This is a genomic window from Streptomyces sp. NPDC023527, assembly GCF_055560115.1.
This window is the reverse complement of sequence record NZ_JBVHJJ010000002.1, coordinates 716923-732089: the sequence shown is the minus strand read 5'-3', so window position 1 is coordinate 732089 and position 15167 is coordinate 716923. Positions and strand designations below refer to the sequence as shown.

The following is a 15167-nucleotide window of genomic DNA, read 5'->3' as shown; positions in this document are numbered from 1 at the left end:
GGGTACGGCCCCGCGATCGACCGGTGGGCGGCGGTCCTCGGCCGCCCCGCTCCCGGGCCAGTTGACGCTCTGGGACGGCTGAACCCGCCCCTGGTCGAGTGGCTCATGGGCTTACCCGCCGGACACGTCACCGACGTTGCCGGGCTCTCCCGCACCGCCCAACTCAAAGCACTCGGCAACGGCGTCGTCCCCCAACAGGCCACCGCGGCCCTGCACCTTCTTGCCCAAGAGGCCGCTCTATCCCCATCTCACTCGGCGTGTGCGTGACCTGCGCCTACCTCCAGGAACAGCGCGCTGCTTGAACCGTCCCGAGGAAGGAAGCACATGCAGTACCGACGTCTTCGTCTCCCGGCCGCAGCCCTTGTCGGCGCGGCCGTCGCCCTGACCGCCGGATCGCGCCTGCGCGGCTACGACGTGCCGATGACCCTGGTCACGGTCTGCGCGCTGGCGCTCTTCGCCAACGTGACGGCTGCGATCAACCACTTGGCCGAGGCCGCGTTCGCCACCACGCACCGGTGCCAGGTCAGCGGCTGCTCCTTCCGCGTCCGCCTCTCCGACGCGGACGCCGCGGAGAGCCGCCGCTGGCAGGAAGCCGCCGCCGCGCACCCCCGCCACGTCCCCGCCTCCCGCGCCTGAGCCGTTCACCGTCACGGCGCCCCGGCCCGCTTTCTCAGGGCCCGGCCGGGGCGCCTCCTCCAGCAAAGGAGTGATCTCAGCATGCCGGATATCAGTGTTCACGCGGTGGAAGTACCGGCCAATCCACCACCTCCTCCCACCGCGCCCCCGGCGGTCGCCGGAAGCCCCGCTCCGTTGCCGGGCGTTCCGCTTGCCGTGGCCGGGGCCAACGCCCTTGGAGCGGTGAGTGCGGGAGCCCTGACCCTCGGCGGTCCGGTGGCGCTGGCTGCCACCGGTGCGGTTGCCGGAGCCGCCGCCCTCGGCGGACTGGCGAAGAGGACCGCAGGCCGCAGGGCCAGGTCAGCGCGCGTACCCAGCACGTCCGGCACGACGGCGCGGTCCGCCGGCCGTCGTCATGCCGCACCAGCCCATCACCGTGGTGCCACAACTGCCGTGCCTTCCCGCCGTAATGGTGGGAGGGGCGGCAGGGCGGCTCGTGCGGCGGCCGGCAGGGGCCATGCTGCCGCCCGTGCGGTCGGCTCTCTTGCGCGTCGCGGCACCGCCGGGGGCAAGGCTGCAACGCCGGTAGGCAAGCGTTCGGTGGCTGGCCCCCGGCGTACAGGTGATCGCTCCGCGCTTAGTCGTCCTGCGGCAGGGCGGTCTACCGTCCGGCCCGGTACGGCCAGGGGCGGCAGGCCGGTGAACTTGTCGAAGCACCCAGCAAGCGGACGTGCCCGTAACGGCACGCTCACGGGCGCCGGTCGTGCCGTGGGCGGGGGCCGTCGTGCGGTGGCCGGCGCTGTTCGTGCCGCGCGGGCCCGTCGGCAGGCCACCGCCCCGGCTCGTGCGGCGAGGGCTGCGGAGCGCAGCGCGGGACGGGTGGCCAAGGGCATCACCAAAGCCCGGAAGCAGACCGGCATCGACCCGCACGGCAAGGCCAGGACGGCGGCCGGGAGTCCGGCGCAGGGCAAGGCGTTACGGCGCTCCGCGCTGCGGCACGGTGCCCGGATGGCGGGTTCTGCGGCCGTGGCTGGTGGCGTGGGGCTGTTGTCGGGTCTGTGGAACATGCGGCGGTCCGGTCGGGCCTCGCGTCACATGCGCGCGGTGTGGGCCCGCCTGGCGGGCCGCGCCCGGTTGGTACGGGCCCGGCGTGATGCGGCGATCCGCGGCACGGCCGGGCCCGGACAGGTGCCGGTGCCCGGCGAGCGCGTGAATGACCCCCGCCGCCCGCAGAAGACCACTCCGCCAGTCGCGCCCGGTGCAGGCCGCGCAGTGCGGCCGGTCCGTCTCGGCAAGACCATTCGTGAGGGAGACCGCCAGATGTCCGAGTCCGGTACCGCCTTCGTCCGCCTCTCTGATGCCGCCGAGGTCATGCTTCAGGCCGCCTCCACCTTCGATCCGGAGCACATGGCCGAGTTTCAGCACTTGATCGATGACCTGCCGGAGGCCATGGCCACGGTGCAGGAGACGCTGCGGGTCCTTGCCGAACTCGCCGACGAAAAGCTGCCGGTGAACCCGGCGGTGACCGAGGAGATCGGCGAGGGCTACCGGGCGATGAACAGGGTCGTCACCGCCCTGGAAGAGGTCGGCACCGTCTACCGGCGCGTCCACGCCGAGGACATCGAACGCATCGAAAACCCCCGCAACGGCATCGACGGCGAACGCCGCTGGAACGTCTGACCCACCCCCGGCACCTCTCTTGCACGGCCCCCGCACCATGCGGGGGCCGTTCCTTTGGAAAGGACGCGATGAGCAGGAAGAACAGCACACCCCGGATCGACTGGGCCGCTGGGCACGGCATCCTGTCCGGCACGCTGAACGGCACCGCCACCACCTTCGTCGCCACCTCGCTCGCCCACACCACGGGGATGCCCGCCAGCTGGTCACTGGCCGCAGGGGTTGCCGGCGCTCTGGGCACCGTCGCCGCCGGGCTCCGTAAGGGGCTCACCGCGACCCTCGGATTCCGTAGCTCCTGCTGGCTCGCCGCGGGCACCTGGTCCTCTTGGGCCCTGTCCTCCGGCGGGCCGGGTACCTTGCCTGCCGTTGGTTCACTGGCCGTCGCGGGCATCGCGGCGGGGACGCTGGCGGTGGGGTTCGCCGCGCACGAGGAGACCGAACAGGCCCGCCGGTCGATGCTGCTGACCATCGGCACGCGGCGGGCGCTCGCGGCCGAGTGGATCGAGCGCATCGCCCGGGTCTGCCGGGTGGAGAACACCGAGGTCGTCGGGATCGAGCAGTGGCCGACCGGCATGGGCTACACCGTGGAACTCAAGCTCCCCGAAGGCGGCACCACCCGCAAAGCGATCGCCGACCGGGCCGACGCACTCGCCTCCGACCTGGACCTGCCCAATGGGGGCGGTATCAGCGTCCATGAGGGCATGACCCGCCGGCTGGTGCTCATCAAGGTCACGACCAAGAGCCTGGCCGGCGTCGAGATGCCCTTCCCTGCCGAGGAGATGGCGGACATCACGACCGTGAACAACCCGGTCCCGGTCGCCCTCCTCTCCGACGGCGGGCGCGCCGAGCTGGACTTTCGCCAGGCATCCACCGTCGTGGCAGGTCCCACCGGCACGGGAAAAACAAACTGGCTCCACCACCTGATCGCCCGCCTGAACCAGACCAACGACACCCTCGTGTGGGTCATCGACCTCAACGGCGGCAGCATCGGCCTTCCCTGGCTGCACGCCTGGCGCGAGGCCCAGCAAGGCGCGGAAGGGTCGCGGTGGGCCGGGGCGGACATCCCGGTGCCGGGGGTGGACTGGGTGGCCAGTAGCCCGGAGGAAGCCAAGCGGATGCTCCGCGCCGCGGTCCGCATCGCCAAACAGCGCAAGGTCGCCTACCAAGACCACATGCGGGCCGAGGACGACGACAAGCTTCCCGTCGGCCCGGATCTCCCGGAGATCGTCATCGTCATGGACGAGGGCGCCGAAGTCGCAGCGACCCGCGAGGCGAAGGCCGTGTTGGCCGGGGTCTCGGAGGTCATCCGGATCGCCCGTGCGATGGCGCTCCGCGCGGTCGTCTCCGTCCTGCGCGTGACATCGGACGTGCTGCCGGACCCGATGGTCCGCAAGATGGCCTCCAACCGGGTCTGCACCGGAGCCACCGAGGATGCGGAGCTGGGGCATTTCTACGGGTGGCGGGCCCTGTCCGCGGAGAACTCCTTCGACGGCCCCGGCTCGGTCCTGGTCGGGGTGGAGGGCAAGCAGCCCAACACCGGCCGCCACTGGCGCATGACCCCCAGCCTGATCGAAGAGGTCTGCGCCGCAACCGCCCACCGGCGTCCCGCCCTCGACGCGCCCTCACTCGACGCGGCGGGCCCCGACTACGCGGAGCGCTGGACGCTGGAGCGCTGCGGACACCTCTGGGCGCCCCAGCACGCCACCGCCACAGCCCCCGGTCCCACGGCCGCGGAGGGCGGGGAGCGGCGGTGGAAGGCCACCGCCGACTGGGACACCCCCCGCCCCACCGACATCAGCCACCTGCCCACTCCCGGTGCGGAGGAGCTGGAGCAGATGTTTCACCTGCCCTCGGCCGACCCGGATGCCGTCCCGGCAGGGGGCGGCGGTGGTACAGACTGGTCGGACCCTTCCACCTGGACCACCGGGCGGGAATCCACCGCACGCAACGAGCCCGACGCGCGCCAGGCCGCCCTCATGCTGATCATCGCCGCAGGACCCGAGGGCACCGGCGCCTCCGCCATGGAACGGGAGCTCAAGCCGGACTTCGGTACGACGCGGCCGACCATCCAGGGCTGGCTCAAGGCATGGGTGGAGGCCGGAGAAGTTATCCGCACAGGCGAGGGCAGCAAGGCCCGCTACGTCCACCGCCAGCACACCCCGCCGCCCTCCGAAGGCTGACCACCGGCGCCTGTCTGTCGCCTGTCGCCCCGCCTTCGGCAAGGGGCCCGTTCTGTCGCCTGATGCCTGTAACCCCCTCTGAGCTGGGAGACAACAGGCAACAGACAGGCGACAGGCAACAGGCGACAGACAGGCCAGCCAACAGGCACCCGCACCCGGGGCGAGCCGCACACCGGGCGCGCCCCGGCCCCGCGAACGGAGGCTCACGTGACCTTCTCCACCTCCGCCGCCGTCCTCTTCGGCATCGCCGCGTTCTTCGTCCTGCGCTCCCGCTACGTCGGCCCCGGCCCCGCGATCGTGCTCTTCCTCGCCGGCTTCTTCGCCGCTGGCACCGGCGCCGCCGGACCCATCAACCGCGTGTGCGCGGCCCTCATCCACGCCATCCCCAACCTCACCTCCTGACAAGGAGAAACCTTCATGCGCCAACCGCCTCCGCCCAACGTGACGTTAGGGACCCTCGCCCCGCACATCCCCGCCGACATCTACCACCAGGCCGGCGGCCGCCCCTTCGTCATCGTCCAGACCACCCCGACCCCCGAGCGCACCACCCGCTCCTACGCCCGGCCGCTGTTCATCGGCCTGGCCATCGCCTTCGGCCTCATGGGCATGGCGGCCGCCGCCCTGGCCCTGTTCGAGTTCGCCGTGCGCACCGCGGCCGTCGTCGGCTCGCTGACCGGGCCCATCGGGGTCGGCCTGAGTCTCAAGCTCTTCCACTCCAAGAAGTAACCCCCGGAGGCCCTTGTGATCCGCCGTTTCCTCGCACGCCGGCGCCTGGCAATCCGCTTCCACCCCGCGTGGTACTCCCACCGGTTGGGCCGTCGGCCCATTGGCCCCCGCCCCATGCTCGCCCTCCACCGCCTTCCCGAGCCCGGCTGCCGCACCTGCGGGGGCGAGGGCGAGGTACCTGTCGGCTACCCGGGCCGGGAGGAGCCGGACTTCGAGGACTGCCGCTGCGCGCCGTCCCTGCCGCTAGCCCGGGTATGGCTGCCCCACAAGGCGGCCACGCTCCAGCGCTGCACCGTCTGCGAACACCGCCGCCGCGCCTGCGCCTGCCCCTTCGCCATCGAACCCCCGTTCTGACCCGCACTGAGGAGACCGGCATGTCGTTCGGAGAGACCCCGATCACCGTCATCGGCAACCTGACCGCCGACCCGGAACTCAAGTTCACCGACAACGGATCCGCCCTGGCCAAGTTCACCGTCGCCGCGACCCCGCGCACCTACGACAAGGACTCCGGGCAGTGGCGCGACGGCACCTCGACGTTTTTCCGCTGCGCCGCCTGGCGCACCCTCGCGGAGCACATCGCCGAGTCCCTGACCAAGGGCTCCCGCGTGGTGCTGTTCGGCCGGATCCGCCAGCACGACTGGCAGACGCCGGAGGGTGAGAACCGCTCCATGCTCGCGCTGGAGGTCGACGACATCGGCGCGTCCCTGCGCTTCACCACCGTCACCATCAACGGCAAGCAGCCCCGGCCCACGTCCAACGACGCCTGGAGCACCGGATCCAGCCCGGCCACCAGCACCCGTGAGACCGCCGAGCCCGGTATCGAGCCCCCGTTCTAGCTGTGCCAAGGGCGGCCCCCGTCTCGCCAAAGCCTAGGGCCGCCCTTGCCTGCCAGCACTTCTCACAGAACTGGAGACATCCAGCATGACGCAACCCACCCCCATCGGGCGAGCCTGCCCCCGGTCGCACTTATCTGGGCGGGCCGCCACATGAACGAACCCATGACGGTGGACCTCCAAAACCTGCACCTGTTCGCCTCCGCCCTGCATTCCGCAGAGCGCGGCTGGCCCATCATCCCCCTGCATCCGCGCGCCAAGCGCCCCGCCGGACATCCCGAGCGCTCCTGCCCCCGCACAGGGCGCTGTGCGCGCGGGCACCGGACGCCGGAGCAGCGGGCCACGACCGATCCGGGTCTCATCCACGCCGCATGGGCCCGCCACCCGTACAACGTGGGGATTGCGACGGGCCCGGCCGGTCTGCTGGTCATCGATCTGGACCTGCCGAAACCGCAAGAGCCAAAAGGAGCGCCTGACGGCGCCACTTCTTTGAAGGCGCTCTGCGAGCGCGCCGGCCAGAGGGTCCCCGCCACCTACCAGGTGCGGACACCCAGCGGAGGCCACCACCTGTACTTCACCGCCCCGCCCGAGAAGCGGCTGAAGTGCAGCGTCGACCGCCTCGGACGGCACATTGACACCCGGGCGTGGGGCGGTTACGTCGTCGCCCCGGGCAGCACCACACCCGAAGGCGGCTACGAAGTCACCGACCCCGCCGCCGTTGCCCCGCTCCCGCAGTGGCTCGCACTCCTGCTGCTGGACGCACCCAAACCCGCGGCACCGCCGGCCATCAAGCCGGTGCGGGACGGGACGCGGGCTGCACAGACCGCTCTCGATCGAGAGTGCGCCGTCGTTCAGGCCGCCCAGCAGGGAGGCAAGCGGGGCCGTAACGCCACCCTGCATCGCAGCACGTGCAAGGTGGCCCGGTTCGTCGCCTGGGGACACATTTCCCGCCACACGGTCGAAGAGGCAATCCAGGCGGCGGGGGAGTCGACGGGACTGCCGGCCGCCGAGTGCCGCACCACCATCCGCAGCGCCATGGAATGGATCCTCGCCCACGCCACGCCAAGGGCGACCGCATGAGCGCCCTCGACTCCCCCCACCTGGATTGCCCCAACCCCACCGCCAAAGCCCGTCAGCACGCCGACCAGACCGCGCCCCGGCCGGTCGTGGTGCGGCCGAAGAGCGACGCCGAAGGCGTCCGAAAAGCTCTTCGCCCTGACCCGCGGCCGGACGACGGGCGGTACGCGGTGGCGTGGCTGCACATCCGCGCACCCCGCGGCGCCACCCCCACCGCCACCTCGGCGTGCGCGTGCGGCAGGGACCGCAGCGCCGTCGGCTGCACGAAGGTGCTCGCCCTGATCGCCGACCACATCGCCCACCGCGACACCTGCCCACTGCGCAACCCCCAGGAAGGGAGGGACGCCGCATGAGTAACACCGACGCGCCCGCACAGCCCATCAATGGCGCCGTCGTGCTGGACGACGTGGAAGCATTCCACCGCCGTTTCAACATCTTCCCCACCCAGGCCGCCTACGTCGCTGTCACGTTGTGGGACGCTCACGCCCATCTGATCGACGCGCTCGACGGCACCGCCCGCCTTGCGTTCCTCTCCCCCGAACCGGGCTCGGGCAAGTCCCGCGCCCTGGAGATCGTCGAAACCCTCACCCCCCGCGCCGCGACCACGGTCAACGCCTCCCCCAACGCCCTGTTCCGGCTGGTAGAGGCACCCGAGGGCCCTCCGACCCTCCTCTTCGACGAGATCGACACCGTGTTCGGCCCCAAAGCCGGGGACAACGAACCCGTACGCGGCTTCCTCAACTCCGGATACCGGCGCGGCGCCAAGTCCCTGCGCTGCGTCGGCGACGGCTCCAACCAGACTGCTGGATGGTTCTCGTCCTTCTGCGCCGTCGCCATGGCCGGACTCGGCTCCCTGCCCGACACGATCCTGACCCGCTCGGTCATCATCCGGATGCGCAAGCGCGCCCCCAACGAGAAGGTCGAGCCCTACCGCCGCCGCATCCACGAAAAGGAGGGCAACGCGCTGCGCGACCGGCTCGCCGAATGGGCAGACACCGTCCGCGACGACATCGCAGGCGCCTGGCCGGCCATGCCCGAAGGTGTCACCGACCGCCCCGCCGACGTCTGGGAACCCCTCCTCGCCGTCGCCGACGCCGCCGGCGGGCACTGGCCCACGCGGGCCCGCACCGCCTGCCTGGAGCTGGTTCACGCGGCGCAGGACGACGATGCGGCCTCCCTCGGCGTTCGACTGCTCACCGACCTGCGGGACGCGGTGTTCCAGGGCGCCGACCGGATGCCCACCGCCACCATCCTGAAACGGCTGGTGGGCCTGGACGACGCCCCGTGGGGCGACTTGGACGACAAGCCCATCAACTCCCGCACCCTGGCGAAGTTGCTCGGCCAGTACGTCACCGCGGCGAACAAGCCGATCAAGCCGCGCGGGGTCCGGGTCGGCTCCGACACCCCCAAGGGCTACTACGCGGAGGACCTCGCCGACGCGTGGAAGCGGTACTGCCCCCCACCCCCCGCAGAATCCGCAACAGCCGCAACATCCGCCACACCGCAGGTCAGCGGGGGTGAGACAGTGGCGGATCCGCTCCCCGGCATCCGCCACACGCCCTCGGAAGCCGCCACGCGCCCGATCAGAGTCGCTGGCTGACCAGCCCGGATCTACCGGTCCCGCCACGCGCCCGCGTGGCGGGACCTATCCGCCACACCACCGCCATCCGCCACAAATACAGGCCGCTGACCAGCGGTGTTGCGGTGTGGCGGATGTTGCGGACCTCAGAGAGGGCAGGAAACGCCACCGCCTCCTGCCTCGGATGCCAGGAGACATCACCCCATGGCAACGACATCTGCCACGAACGTGCTGCGCGGAGGACTACCAGACCGCTACCTCACCCCCGACGACATCGCCGAACTCCTCGACGTGCCCGTGGAAACGGTCTACCAGTGGCGGAAGAAACGCACCGGTCCGCCCGGGTTTCGCGCTGGCAAGCACCTTCGCTACGACCCCGCCGACGTCCACCACTGGATCGCCGAGCGCAAGGCCGCCGACACGGCCGCTTGATCCCACTCACCAACAGCAGGGGCACGGCCCATACGGGCCGTGCCCCTGCTGCGCTCTCGAAGGAGTGTCCTTGGCCGGCCACATCCAAGACCGCTGGTACAAGACCACAACCACCCCTGGCGGGAAGACCGCCCGAGTCAAGACCGACCGCCACGGCGCCGGCATGCGCTACCGCGCCCGCTACGTCGGCCCCGACGGCACCGAGAAGAGCAAGTCCTTCCCCGACCGCCAAAAACGTCTCGCCGAACAGTGGCTCACCCACATCGAGGCCGACATGTCGCGCGGGCAGTACATAGACCCGACCGCCGGCCGAACCACCTTCCGGCAGTACGGGGAGAAGTGGCTGGCAGAGCAAACCACCGACATGACGACGCGCACCACGGTGGAGGTTCAACTCCGGCGCCACGCCTTCCCCTACCTCGGGACGCGCCCCCTTGGATCTTTTCAACCCGGGCACATCAGGGAGTGGGGCAGCGAGCTGGAACGCGTGCTCCCAGCGGCGTCCTACCGTCGCGTCATCTTCGCGAGCGTGTCAGCGGTCCTGAGCGCCGCTGTGGACGACGGCCATCTTTCCAAGAATCCCTGCAAGGCCGGTTCGGTACGTGCACCGAGGTCGGCCGCGCCTCGCGTGCAACCTTGGTCGGCCGAGCGCGTCTTCGCCGTACAGGCGGCCCTCCCCGGACGCTACCAAGCGATGGTCGACGTAGGCGGCGGGGGCGGGCTCCGCCAGGGAGAGATCTTCGGGCTTCCCGACGACCACGTGGACCACGAATCTGGCTGGCTGCATGTGTCCGTCCAGGTGAAGGTCGTGAACGGACACTTGGTGTTCGCCCCACCGAAGGGCGGAAAGGAGCGGGACGTGCCCCTGGCCGGGCGCGTGAGCCGCGCCCTCAGGCAGCACCGGATCGACTTCCCTCCCATGGATGTCACGCTCCCGTGGTTGCGCCCGGATGGCCCGCCCGTGACCAAACGGCTGTTCTTCTACCTGCCGAGCGGCGGAGCGGTCCGGCGTACCGACTTCAACACTCGCGTGTGGAAGCCCGCCCTGGCGACGGCCGGCGTCATACCGGAGCCTGAGAATGGCGAGCGCTACGACTCGGCGCGCGAGCATGGGATGCACGCCCTGAGACACTTCTACGCCTCGGTTCTGCTCGACGCCGGGGAGAACATCAAGGCCCTGAGCCACTACCTCGGGCACACTGACCCCGGCTTCACGCTCCGGACGTACACGCACCTGATGCCCAGCAGCGAGGGGCGCACCAGGAAGGCCGTGGACAGCATGTACGAGGCTGCCGATTCCGCCCCGGACGGCCCACAGGCGGCCCGGGGCGAGTGAGACACCTCCGGGCCGACGGTTCATGATCGTCGGCCCGGAGTGTTGTCAGCTTGAGAAAACGCTCTGACCTGCCCCTACAGCACCGGCAGCATCTTCCGCAGCTCGAAGGCGGTGACCTCGGAGCGGTACTCCTCCCACTCCTGCTTCTTGTTGCGCAGGAAGAAGTCGAAGACGTGCTCGCCGAGCGTCTCGGCGACCAGTTCGCTGCGCTCCATCAGCTCGATGGCCTCGCCGAGGTTCTGCGGCAGGGGCTCGATGCCCATGGCGCGGCGCTCGGCGTCGGACAGCGCCCAGACGTCGTCGTCGGCGCCGGCGGGGAGCTCGTAGCCCTCCTCGATGCCCTTCAGGCCCGCGGCCAGCAGCACCGCGTAGGTCAGGTAGGGGTTGGCGCCGGAGTCGATGGAGCGGACCTCGACGCGGGCGGAGCCGGTCTTGCCGGGCTTGTACATCGGCACGCGGATGAGCGCGGAGCGGTTGTTGTGGCCCCAGCAGATGTACGAGGGGGCCTCGCCGCCCGCGCCTGCGCTGCGGGCCGAGCCGCCCCAGATGCGCTTGTAGGAGTTGACCCACTGGTTCGTCACGGCCGAGATCTCGGCGGCGTGCTTGAGCAGGCCCGCGATGAAGGACCGGCCGACCTTGGAGAGCTGATACTCCGCGCCGGACTCGTAGAAGGCGTTGCGGTCGCCCTCGAAGAGGGAGAGGTGGGTGTGCATGCCGGAGCCGGGGAACTCGGAGAACGGCTTGGGCATGAACGTGGCCTGCACGCCCTGCTCCAGCGCGACCTGCTTCATCACCAGCCGGAACGTCATGATGTTGTCGGCCGTGGAGAGCGCGTCGGCGTAGCGCAGGTCGATCTCCTGCTGGCCGGGGGCGCCCTCGTGGTGGCTGAACTCGACCGAGATGCCCATCGATTCGAGCATGGTGATGGCCTGGCGGCGGAAGTCCATGCCGACGTTCTGCGGGGTGTGGTCGAAGTAGCCGGAGGAGTCGGCGGGCACCGGGCGGGTGCCGTCGACCGGCTTGTCCTTGAGCAGGAAGAACTCGATCTCGGGGTGGGTGTAGAAGGTGAAGCCGAGGTCGGAGGTCTTGGCGAGGATGCGCTTGAGGACGTAGCGCGGATCCGCGTAGGAGGGCGAGCCGTCGGGCATGAGGATGTCGCAGAACATCCGGGCGGTGCCGGGGGCCTCGGCGCGCCAGGGCAGGATCTGGAAGGTGCCCGGATCCGGCTTGGCGATCATGTCCGATTCGTAGACCCGCGCGAAGCCCTCGATCGCGGAGCCGTCGAAGCCGATGCCCTCGTCGAAGGCCTGCTCCAGCTCGGCGGGTGCGACGGCCACGGACTTCAGATAGCCGAGGACATCGGTGAACCACAGCCGTACGAACCGGATGTCGCGCTCTTCGAGCGTGCGGAGCACGAACTCCTGCTGCTTATCCATATCTACCTATCCTTGCAGGTCGGACGGCTCGTATCAGCGGTGTGGGCATGGGCCGGGCCTTGAGTATCGCGTGCCCCGGTTACCACTGGGTTTCCCAGGAGACCCGCCTACTGGTGCATCGTACTTATGCCCGGATCGAGGGCGTGGCCAGCACGGCGGCGGCGATCGACTGCGGACGGTCGTACATCAGCAGGTGACCGGCCGGTGCCACCGCCTCGAAGCGGGCGTCGAGGCGGGTCGCGAGGGCGCGCTGGCGCTCCAGCCAGCGGCGCTCCAGCCCGGAGCCGGTGCCCGGGGATGCCGCGAGGACCGTCACCGGGACGGGTGGCATGGGGTGTGCCTCGCGCAGCTCGTGGAGCTCGGCGGCGACATCGCGGTAACGGGCGTTCTCCATGAGCAGCGCGCGCAGCACCCGGCCGGTGCCGTAGGTGCGGCGCACCAGCTCGGCGGGGGCGGGGTCCTGGCGGCTGACGGAGGAGGCCCGGACGGTCAGCCGGCGCAGGGAGGGGCCCAGCGCCCGGGGCAGCCCGGCGGCGGACAGGACCAGGCCGCGGGCGTGGGCGGCGGTGGTGCGCAGCTCGCGGGCCGGCGCGGGCCGGGGCTCCTCCTCGACGCTGCCGTCGACGAGGACGATCCCGGCGGTGCGCTCGGGGTGCAGGCGGGCGAACGCCTCGGCGTGGAAGCCGGCGAGGGAGTGGCCGACGACCATGACCGGCTCCTTCAGGCCCAGCGCGTCGAGGACGCCCGCTATCCGGGCGGCCTCCCCGGCGGCGGTGGGCGGCTCGACGGGCGGCGCGCTGAAGCCCAGTCCGGGCCGGTCGAAGCGGACGACCGTGCGGTGCGGGGTGAGCAGCGGCACGACCGGCTCCCAGTCGAACCAGCCCATGCCCAGCCCGGCGCTCAGCACACAGGCCGGGCCCGCGCCCTCGCGTACGACGTGCAGCGGCACCCTGCCGACCCGCAGCATGCGGCCGGGTGGCCGCCCCGTGTGATCCCTGCCGTCCACGCCGTCCCCCTCAGTGGCTCATTTCCGTCTCCGCCGTGCCCGCCGGGTGACGGCGGCGAAGAGGGCCACCGGCGCGGAGCGGGACGAGACGACCGTACCGGCGCACGTCGGCCGGGCGTGCCACGGCCCCCGCGGGCCTAGTCGCCGGCCGGGGCCCGCCGGTGCTCGGGCGCCACCCAGTGCGGCTTGCGGAAGGCCAGGAAGGCGAGCGGCGCGAGGAAGCCGAGGACCAGCAGCCCGCCGCCGACGGTCAGCAGATAGCGCCACAGCGGGCCGCCGCCGAACTGCTCCGGCGGTACGAATCCGATGCACATGGCCGCGAGCGAGGCGGCGAAGCCGACGCCCGCCACCAGCCGCACGGCCGGGACGCGGAAGCCGCGCGGGCGGTCCGGCTGGGTGGTCCGCAGCCGGATCACGGCGGCGAACATCAGCAGGTAGACGACGAGGTAGATCTGGGTGGTGATCACCGAGAAGATCCAGTACGCGCTGGAGACATCGGGGATGAAGGCGTAGAGGAGCGCGATGAGGGTGGTGAGCACGCCCTGCGCGACCATGATGTTGCGCTGCACGCCGTTCTTGTTGAGCCGCTGGAGGACGGGCGGCAGATAGCCCTCCTGCCGGGCGACCATCAGCAGCCCCTTGGACGGCCCGGCCAGCCAGGCGAGCATGCCGCCGAGCGCGGCGACGACGAGCAGCACGCCGACCACCTTGGTCAGCCAGCCCACGTGGAAGTGGTCGAAGAAGCCCTGGAACGCCTGCATCACACCGGCGGTCAGGCTCAGGTCCTCGCCCGGCATCACCCAGCTGATGGCCAGCGCCGGCAGGACGAAGATCAGCAGTACGAGCCCGGTGGCCGCGAAGACCGAGCGCGGGAACTGCTTGCCGGGGCTGCGCAGCGAGGAGACGTGGACGCCGTTCATCTCCATGCCCGCGTAGGACAGGAAGTTGTTGACGATCAGGACGAGGCTGGCGAGCCCGGTCCACGGCGGGAGCAGGTGGCCGCTGTCCATCGGCGCGGCGGAGGGGTTGCCCTGGCCGAGGAAGACCAGGCCGAGGACGACGAGCACGGCGCCGGGTATCAGGGTGCCGATCACCAGGCCCGCGCCGGCGAGCCCGGCCACCGCCTTGGTGCCGCGCGAGGAGATCAGCACGCCGGCCCAGTAGATGACGACGATGACGATGGCGACATAGACGCCGTTGTCGGCGAGGCGGGGGTCGATGACGTACGCGAAGGTGCTCGCCACGTAGGCCAGCAGGCTCGGGTAGTAGGCGATGGTCATCGCGAACTGGCACCAGACGGCCAGGAAGCCCAGTGGCTTGGAGAGCCCCTCGCTGACCCAGCGGTAGACGCCGCCGGTCCAGCCGGAGGCCAGCTCGGCGGAGACCAGGGCAGTCGGCAGCAGGAAGACGACGGCGGGGACGAGGTAGAGGAAGACGGCGGCCAGTCCGTAGAGCGCCATGGACGGCGAGGGCCGCAGGTTCGCCACGGAGGCGGTGGTCATCATCGCGAGGGTCACCCACGAGATGAACTGCGTCCGGTTGGCGCCCGTGGCGGCGTCCGTGGCGAGGGGACGGTCGTCCCTCACCTGTTCCGTGATGGTCATGGGAGGGGGAGCGTCCTTCGGGCCGGGCATCGATCGTTTTCGCCCAATGATCCCACTTCCGGACCCCTGGAGAGGCAATACCCCGAGGGGGTAGGGTGCGGACGGGGCCGAAGGATCAAGGGATCATGGCCCACTCGGAACACGCGCGGAACACGCGCGGGACTCGCTCGGAGATGTGATGGACGGACAGCGGAAGGCCACCGCCCGGTGGGGCCGGCTGCTGCTGTTCGCGGCGCTGCTCCTGGGCATCGTGACCATGCACACCCTGGGCCATCCGACCGGCCACGGCGGTGGACACGACGGCGGGCGGGTGACGGCCGCCGCGGGTGACCACGGCGCACCCCACGCGATGCCCGCCGCCCCCGCGGACTCCCCCCGGGCGGTCTCCCCCGCGCACGGCGGCATGGACCCCATGTCCGTCTGCCTCGCGGTGCTGGGCGCGGCCCTGCTCACCCTCGTCCTCCTGCTCGGCGCGGCCGCCCTGCGGCGGCCGGTCGCGGCCCAGGCCGCCGCCCTGGCGCGACTGCCGCGCGCCCTGTGGCCGATCCCGCCCCCGCCACGGCACAAGGCCCTCGCCCGGTTGTCGGTGCTGCGCGTGTAGCAGCGCGTTCCGCCGCGCCCGTACGCGGCGGTACGCGCTCCCACTCGTTCGCGGAACCGACACCA

Annotated in this window: 16 protein-coding genes; 13 read left to right on the top strand and 3 right to left on the bottom strand. The window is 71.2% G+C overall.

Annotated elements, in window-relative coordinates:
- The first annotated feature begins 324 nt into the window (after positions 1-324).
- From ACZ303_RS06895 to ACZ303_RS06840, 12 genes are all read left to right on the top strand, one after another.
- Positions 325-636 (top strand): hypothetical protein, encoded by a 312-nt coding sequence (locus tag ACZ303_RS06895; protein WP_467335767.1) that lies wholly within the window; start codon positions 325-327, stop codon positions 634-636.
- Positions 637-1494: 858 nt separating this feature from the next.
- Positions 1495-2295, top strand: coding sequence for a hypothetical protein (locus ACZ303_RS06890; RefSeq protein ID WP_467335765.1), 801 nt, complete (start codon positions 1495-1497; stop codon positions 2293-2295).
- Between the two features lie 68 nt (positions 2296-2363).
- Positions 2364-4472 (top strand): hypothetical protein, encoded by a 2109-nt coding sequence (locus ACZ303_RS06885; RefSeq protein WP_467335763.1) that lies wholly within the window; start codon positions 2364-2366, stop codon positions 4470-4472.
- A 207-nt stretch (positions 4473-4679) separates the two neighbouring features.
- Complete coding sequence (locus ACZ303_RS06880; protein ID WP_467335761.1) at positions 4680-4874, top strand: hypothetical protein; 195 nt, start codon at positions 4680-4682, stop codon at positions 4872-4874.
- A 39-nt stretch (positions 4875-4913) separates the two neighbouring features.
- Positions 4914-5198, top strand: a complete 285-nt coding sequence (locus ACZ303_RS06875) for a hypothetical protein (protein WP_467335759.1) — start codon at positions 4914-4916, stop codon at positions 5196-5198.
- 114 nt (positions 5199-5312) lie between these two features.
- A complete protein-coding gene (locus tag ACZ303_RS06870) occupies positions 5313-5552 on the top strand; it encodes a hypothetical protein (RefSeq protein ID WP_467335757.1) in 240 nt (79 codons plus the stop codon).
- Between the two features lie 20 nt (positions 5553-5572).
- Positions 5573-6034, top strand: a complete 462-nt coding sequence (gene ssb / locus ACZ303_RS06865) for a single-stranded DNA-binding protein (RefSeq protein WP_467335755.1) — start codon at positions 5573-5575, stop codon at positions 6032-6034.
- Between the two features lie 162 nt (positions 6035-6196).
- Positions 6197-7111, top strand: coding sequence for a bifunctional DNA primase/polymerase (locus ACZ303_RS06860; RefSeq protein WP_467335753.1), 915 nt, complete (start codon positions 6197-6199; stop codon positions 7109-7111).
- Positions 7108-7461, top strand: coding sequence for a hypothetical protein (locus ACZ303_RS06855; protein ID WP_467335751.1), 354 nt, complete (start codon positions 7108-7110; stop codon positions 7459-7461). The genes ACZ303_RS06860 and ACZ303_RS06855 overlap by 4 nt, the downstream gene beginning before the upstream one ends.
- Positions 7458-8708, top strand: a complete 1251-nt coding sequence (locus ACZ303_RS06850) for a DUF3631 domain-containing protein (RefSeq protein WP_467335749.1) — start codon at positions 7458-7460, stop codon at positions 8706-8708. The genes ACZ303_RS06855 and ACZ303_RS06850 overlap by 4 nt, the downstream gene beginning before the upstream one ends.
- Positions 8709-8891: 183 nt before the next feature.
- Complete coding sequence (locus ACZ303_RS06845; protein WP_467335747.1) at positions 8892-9119, top strand: helix-turn-helix transcriptional regulator; 228 nt, start codon at positions 8892-8894, stop codon at positions 9117-9119.
- Between the two features lie 70 nt (positions 9120-9189).
- Positions 9190-10455 (top strand): tyrosine-type recombinase/integrase, encoded by a 1266-nt coding sequence (locus tag ACZ303_RS06840; RefSeq protein WP_467335744.1) that lies wholly within the window; start codon positions 9190-9192, stop codon positions 10453-10455.
- A gap of 74 nt (positions 10456-10529) precedes the next feature.
- Here the strand turns inward: ACZ303_RS06840 and glnA are convergent, their stop codons facing one another.
- The 3 genes from glnA to ACZ303_RS06825 all read right to left on the bottom strand — a co-directional run bounded on the left by glnA (position 10530) and on the right by ACZ303_RS06825 (position 14501).
- Positions 10530-11891 (bottom strand): type I glutamate--ammonia ligase, encoded by a 1362-nt coding sequence (gene glnA / locus ACZ303_RS06835; protein ID WP_215078561.1) that lies wholly within the window; start codon positions 11889-11891, stop codon positions 10530-10532.
- A 124-nt stretch (positions 11892-12015) separates the two neighbouring features.
- Positions 12016-12858 carry an alpha/beta fold hydrolase gene (locus tag ACZ303_RS06830; RefSeq protein WP_467335840.1) on the bottom strand — a complete coding sequence of 281 codons (843 nt, stop codon included), beginning with the start codon at positions 12856-12858 and terminating at the stop codon, positions 12016-12018.
- Positions 12859-13034: 176 nt separating this feature from the next.
- Complete coding sequence (locus ACZ303_RS06825) at positions 13035-14501, bottom strand: APC family permease (protein ID WP_467335742.1); 1467 nt, start codon at positions 14499-14501, stop codon at positions 13035-13037.
- A gap of 178 nt (positions 14502-14679) precedes the next feature.
- Here ACZ303_RS06825 and ACZ303_RS06820 point away from each other — a divergent pair, with 178 nt between their 5' ends.
- Positions 14680-15102, top strand: coding sequence for a hypothetical protein (locus ACZ303_RS06820; RefSeq protein ID WP_467335740.1), 423 nt, complete (start codon positions 14680-14682; stop codon positions 15100-15102).
- The last annotated feature ends 65 nt before the right edge of the window (positions 15103-15167 follow it).